The following is a 6,914-nucleotide window of genomic DNA, read 5'->3' on the forward strand; positions in this document are numbered from 1 at the left end:
TGCTAAAAAATGAAGATGCCACTTCAAAAAAGATGGCATCTTCATCCAAAATAACGTTCTATTATACCTAAAGTATTACAGTCTATTCACCGTAAACATAAACCTCAGACAAAGAACAGTTCTGATCTCTATGACTGGAAAGAATCTTAATCTTTATATACTGTCCTGACGCAGGCTTAACCGGGAATATCTGCAGTTCAACATTTCTGGCCATGCTAAATGTTCCGATCGGATCACCCCAGTTCGTTCCATCCGAACTTACATAGAATTCTCCTGTTCCCGTATCATTGTATTGATCGCTATTTCTCTGAATCATACCAATATGAGCGAATGTATGAACAGATTTCATATCAATAATGATTTCATAAGGAACACTTCTCTTTCCCGAACCGCTTTGCCAGATGGAATGCCAATACGTATCGATATTTCCATCAAGAATCAATTGCGCCGGTCCATTGCTACCTTCACCAGTTTCCTCCTCTGAATCAGCCGTAGCTGTCCAGTTTGTTCTGTCCAGTTCTTCAGCCATGACACGAATCATAATCGGATATACGGCACCATCTGCGGAAACAACAAACTCCGACACATCAGACATCCGTACAGGCAACATGTAATCACCGGCAGCTACAAGCTTGGTTCCATCAATAGATACTTCCAAAGAAGAAACTGTTGCGTCGCTCGGAAGCACTACCGATTCCGGCAACGTATAACTTCCTTCCGGGAGAGCCTGGAACACTGTGCCGTTCGCTTCATTGTAGTCATCTATATAACTATTGTCCACTGTCAGTCCACAAGTGATTTCCCATCTGTTCTCCGCATCCAAACCAAACTCTATAACCTTAGAGATAGAAGCCGGAACAGAAGCAATGTCATACACATCAAACGTCTGTTCAGGCGGAACAACGAATCCGACCGAAGGAACCAGTACATCTGTAATCTGCAAGAAAAGCTGGTTTTTCTCACTGTTGATGGAGTCGGTTTCACTGGTCACAATCAGCGGCAACACCCATTCTGCACTCGGATCATTATCCATAAGAGCCTTTACTTTCGTTGAATTGACCGAAATGGTCACCGAACGAAAATGATCCTCTGCCGTAAAGTTTAACGAATCTGTACTCAACGAATAACTGTCAGCCGTAAGCACTTTATAGTTCACGGCTTCAGGCTGACTGTATTCTACATCTACCTGCTCCTGAGACAATACGCCGACATTCACATTAGCAGTCTGCGAGGGATCGCTCCCTGCCTTAATCACCGACAAAGTATATGTATAGTCTTCATCCGTATCATACAATGTCATCTCCTGCTTCCCGCTATGGTTCACATACAATATTTTATGGTATTCTTCCGGCACAAGATTCTGAAGTTCATACTCAGACTCGTCGCAGGCACTCAATAAGACTAAAGCACCTGTCAGCCAAATTATATTTCTTTTCATAAGTGCATTTCTTTTTATAATGATTAATATCCGGGAGCCTGTACCAGTTGCGGATTGCTGTACAGCTCGTCCATTCCCTGACGTGACCAAATCGGCATCAGATAAAGTCTTTCATCCCATGTGAAAGGCTGGTTAATCAGTGTTCTCTGATTGAAGTCTTCAAAGCTTGGATTCAGCTCTATCCCATTCAGTCCATAACGAACACCAGCCTTCAGCACATCTGGAGCAATCATCCAACGACGCACATCATAATAGCGGAAACCTTCTTCATACAACTCCACAAAGCGCTCGTTGCGTACCCAGTCTGTCAGTGTCATAGTACCGGTAATGTCAGCTGTTGTCAGATCAGGAATTCCTGCTCTTTCACGAATGATGTTCAGATTGTCCAGCGCGCTTTGTGTTTCTCCGAGAGCCGCATAACACTCGGCCAGATTCAGATACAATTCAGCCATACGGATATACGGACGCCTTGCTGCGCGGGAAGTTCTGCCACCATCATTGGCTCTGAACTGAATAGCCGGATCAACAAACTTTTTCGACAGATAACCCGTACCGGCACAGTTACGTGTATTACTCTGACTCCATCCGTTGGTATTCGTATTCTTGAAGTTTATCCACAAGGGATTGCCGTCATTAATCTTCGGCATATACTGGCTGCCGTCAAATACGATCCATGAATAAAAACGAGGTTCACGACGCACATGAAACTTGATGATGTCATTCTTCACATCCTCACCGTCCAAATGATCTGTAGGCAGTTCGGGACTTGAAGCTCCGCTGTTAAAACGGGTGTACCATTCATTTTGCGGATAGAAGGCAGGATCCTGACTTGGAAGTTTGCCCATATCCGTATAGAAACGTTCAACGGCATTGAGCGTCGGAGCAAATCCGCCCCATCCTCCCACATTCGTTCCGTTAGTTCTTCTCACCACAACACACGGCAGACGTGCATCCATCGCCTCTCCTCCATTGTTGCCGTCCGAATCAATGCGGTTAGCCCAAATAAGCTCTCTGTTACCTTGTCCTTCGTTAGCGGTCACAAGATATTGGAACAGCAGGACACGAGCCTTAAACTCTTCATTGTCCACTGTTTCAGCATCTCTTCCAGGAATATAAATACTGTTGACATCTATTCCGTCATTCTGCGCGCACAATAAAGCCTCATCAATGGTAAAAAGATGATAACCGGCAGCTTCTGCAGCAGCCAACGCTTCTTGCGCAGCAGTTAAAGCACGCCTCCATTTTTCTTCACTATACGTTGGGCTGACCAGTTCGGTACCATAACCCGGAGTTTCAAAATTGGTATTCCTCCATTCCGGATGCGGGAACGAACCATTCCACAACGGAGATGCGGCACACAGCAACACTCTTGCCTTCAGGGCCTTACAGATAGTTGAAGTAGCACGTCCCAATTCTGCAGTTTCACGGACTGCTGGAAGAATAGTAGCCGCAGTATCCAACTTATTCACAATATAATCGATGCAATAGTCAAAATGAGAACGGCCCGGGATTTCGTCAGTCGTAATATTCGGATCCACACGCCCATCAATAATCGGACACGGACCCATTGCCTGCAAGATACGGAAATGATAATAAGCTTCCAGAAACCAGCATTCAGCCCTATATTGAGCTTTATCCTCTTCCGTCACGCCGACCGGATTCAACACATCCAATTCTGCCAAGAAATGATGCACATAACCAAGCCAATTATAGCCCGGAATCCAGAACCCGAAATCATCAAAGTTCTTTCCGTTACCCCAAGTCAGATAAGTAGACGGAGAAACAGTTCCCCACGCAATCTGCTGCGGAAAATCATTCCAATCTCTTGGAGCTACCAATTCATCGGCAGACTGCTCGAATGCATTGAAATCGTAAGGCTGGCAACGAGGCACATAACCGTAACACGTATAAAGAAAATTCTCCACAGCCTCCTGGTCCTTCATCGTATCATCAAAATCGGCCTGTTCCGGAGGTATCACATCCAAATAATTACATGATGTCAACAAGCAGCAAGGAATGACCAATGCCTGTGCTATTCTTGATATTTTTGAAATAAATTTCATAAGTTCTGTCTATTATAAGGTTAGAAAGTAAGTTGAACTCCTAAATTAAATGTACGCTGCAACGGATAAGCATTCCATGAAAGTTCCGGATCCCACAATTTAAACGGACTGAATACGGCCAGATTATCTCCGCTGAAGTAAACACGACAATACGGGAAACGATAACCTATCTCAAGCGTCTTGAAACGCAAGAAATTGCCGTTACGAACCCAATAAGAACTGGGCTGTACATTGTTTGCAATATCGGCCTCAACAATACCCAAACGCGGATATGAAGCATTGGGGTTCGGGTTATCTACCGACCAGTGGTCGTCAGCTATCCATTGCATCAGGTTTCTTTCCAGTGTTTCCACCGTAATGCCATCTCCACCTCCAGCAAGGAACGGAGTGTAACCGCTATTGATCATGATTTTACGTTTTGCAGATCCATTGAAGAAGACCCCAAAATCGAAATTTTTGTAGGTTACGTTCAATCCGAATCCATACTGAATGCGCGGAATGTTGTTATAAGGCGACAGCATGACCTGATCGTCAGTCGTAATCAATCCATCTCCGTCAATGTCACGGTATTTGATATCACCCGGCATGATGTTAGAACCCAACTGTGACTGATCCGCCCAGTTGTCAATTTCTTCCTGGCTGGCGAACAACCCTTCTGCCACATATCCTGTCAAAGTATTCAACGGTTTCCCAGTTTTAGTCTGCCATACATACGGATAGTTCGGCTCATCAACATATTTATATTCATTTTGGTTGAAAGTAAAGTTCCCTCTAAAATCAACAAACCAGTCATTACCAAACTGCTTAGACCAGTTGACACTCAATTCAACACCATGATTTATCACTTCACCAATATTACTCCAAGGAAGAGAGCCCCAGTATCCTAACATAGAAGGCCATGAAGCACGTGACATCAGAATGCGGTCACGATGGTCATGGAAGTAATCGAATGTAATATTCAACTGATTGAACACAGACATATCGAAACCGATATCAAACTTCTTCACATGTTCCCATCCCGCATCAGATACTGCCAACACATAGAAAGCAGGTCCTTTACGATTAATTTCATTTGATGGAAGTCCTGTCCAGAAATCATGCCCTGCACCCATACTGATATTATTCTGATACAAGAAGTGGGGAGCACCTGAATTAAATTCGTCACTACCTACCAGACCGTAAGATGTTCTGATCTTGAAGTGATTGACATATTTGCTGATCGGCTCCCAAAACTTTTCGGCACTCATCACCCAACCAACGGAAGCGGCAGGAAAGAATTCAAACCGTTGTCCTGAAGCCAGACGCTCAGAACCGTTATAACCAAAGTTAAACTCAACCAGATATTTGTTGGCATAGTCATAGGTAAAACGTCCGGAATATCCTTGGTTACGGTTCGGACGAACACCATTACGATACTCGCGCATCATATACATCATCATAGCAGACACATTGTGAAGATTGAAACTGCGCTTCCAGTCCAAACGTGCGTCAAAATAGAATGTCTGGTCACTGCTTCGTGTAACATCCGATTCAGACAGATACTCATCACCTGTCTGCAACAACCGCAGATCATAAGTATCAGCCTCCGGCGAATAGGTTCCATCTTGTACCTGATAATAATAAGGCTTGATAGACTGGGTATAATATGATTCAGACCAGTTCTTGAAGTTTACCAACGCCTTAAGGCTCAATCCTTCGGTGATGAAGTCCAGTTTCTGAGTCAGATTGATAGACGTATTCAACGTATTATAATTTGTTTCCTTGAACGAACCCAGCATATTGGCATAAGGGTTGGCTCCAAGCACATTCGGTTTGATCTCTCCATTACCGAAACGGATAAATCCTCCATCCCCTTCTTGTGAAGGGAAATAAGCAGGGAAAGCAACCGGATTGGTCCGCATAACTGTCTGATACATATCAGAAACGCTGTAACCCGGACCCTGACGGTTACCAATCTGTGCCATCATACGCAAATCAATCGTCGTAGTGTTCGTTACTTTATAAGAGATATTATTCTGGAAATTATACTCCCAATTATCTATGTTGGTATTATAAAAATAGTTTTTGGGAGCATCCAGCAAACCGGTATCATGATTTGCCTGCAAACTCATGTAATACGTAACACGAGAACCACCGCCTTGAAGGTTGACATTCGCACGCTGATTATAGTTTCCCGATTTGAAAATCAGATCATACCAGTCTACATTAGGATACACGTAAGGATTCACTCCTTTTTCTGTATTCAGAATCTGTTCTTCCGAGTAACGAGGATTTGTAATCGGAGTCAGGCTTCTAGCCTGCTGAGCCTCGTTATAAGTACGCATAAATGTAGGACCGTCTACAAATTCAACCACATTTGTCGGGCGGAAATAAGAAGCTTCCACTGAAACATTGATTTTAGCTTTCGTATTTTCAGAGCCGCTTTTTGTAGTTACCAGCATAACACCGTTTGCGCCACGGTTACCATAAATAGCTGTTGCAGATGCATCCTTAAGAAGTGAAAAACTTTCAATAGATTCTGCCGGGATTCTATTCAAATCGGCAGAAGAGATCTCAACCCCATCCAACAGGATCAAAGGAGTGGCACGTCCACCAAAAGTATTGATACCACGAATATAAAATTCAGATGATGAGCCGGGTTCTCCAGTAGTAGTCATCGACATGATACCTGCCAATTTCCCAGCAAGCGAGCTCGTCAACGATGAAGAAGGAACCTTTAAAGACGACCCCTTTACCGTAGTGATGGCGCCGGTCACCGACACCTTTTTCTGAGTACCTTGGCCAACAACGACCACTTCATCCAGCACTTCATTATCAGAAGCAAGTTTAATCGTCATCACACCTAAGTCACCAACCATCAACACTTGTTTCTTATAACCAATGTAAGAAACCTCAAGCTGCGAATCACTAGTCACTTCAATTGAAAACTTACCGTCAAGATCGGTAATCGTACCATTAGTGGTTCCTTGAACCATAATATTGACACCTATCAACGGTTGATTGTCACTAGCATCTACAACTGTACCAATAAGCGTACGTTTCGTGGCCTGTGTAACACCCTGTACGGAAGAGATGTCTGGCACCCCAAACGCAGTCAAAGGAAAACTGCTAATGAAACCCGTACATAAAAGAAGTTGTGTCAAAACTCCTTTGCTGTTTTTCAATAATCTTAGTTTCATCTCGATAATAAGGTTTAATTAAAATACTTTTATTTAAATAGGCAACAGCAAATGTAAGATTTTAAATTTTTTCAACCGATAGCAAAAAATGCAAAGATGATCCACAAAACAATCAAATCTGATTTATCCACTTTACAGGCAGATTTTTCATTATTTGACTCTATTCAATGCTTTATTTCTATATGACGCATTCCAAGCAACTCAATATCTTTGTATTACATTAATTTAAATATT

3 protein-coding genes are annotated in these 6,914 nt (G+C 43.1%); all 3 read right to left on the reverse strand.

Features of this window, described 5'->3' with window-relative positions; genetic code table 11:
• Positions 1-82: 82 nt before the first annotated feature.
• The 3 genes from QUW60_RS11170 to QUW60_RS11180 are packed head-to-tail and all read right to left on the reverse strand — an operon-like array spanning position 83 to position 6,680.
• On the reverse strand, positions 83-1,438 hold the full coding sequence (locus QUW60_RS11170) for a BT_3987 domain-containing protein (RefSeq protein WP_289560526.1): 1,356 nt from the start codon (positions 1,436-1,438) through the stop codon (positions 83-85).
• 23 nt (positions 1,439-1,461) lie between these two features.
• On the reverse strand, positions 1,462-3,501 hold the full coding sequence (locus tag QUW60_RS11175; RefSeq protein WP_289560528.1) for a RagB/SusD family nutrient uptake outer membrane protein: 2,040 nt from the start codon (positions 3,499-3,501) through the stop codon (positions 1,462-1,464).
• A 20-nt stretch (positions 3,502-3,521) separates the two neighbouring features.
• Positions 3,522-6,680, reverse strand: a complete 3,159-nt coding sequence (locus tag QUW60_RS11180; RefSeq protein ID WP_289560530.1) for a SusC/RagA family TonB-linked outer membrane protein — start codon at positions 6,678-6,680, stop codon at positions 3,522-3,524.
• Positions 6,681-6,914: the final 234 nt, after the last annotated feature.

This window comes from Bacteroides gallinaceum (assembly GCF_030373775.1).
GTDB classification, from domain to species: Bacteria; Bacteroidota; Bacteroidia; order Bacteroidales; family Bacteroidaceae; genus Phocaeicola; species Phocaeicola excrementipullorum.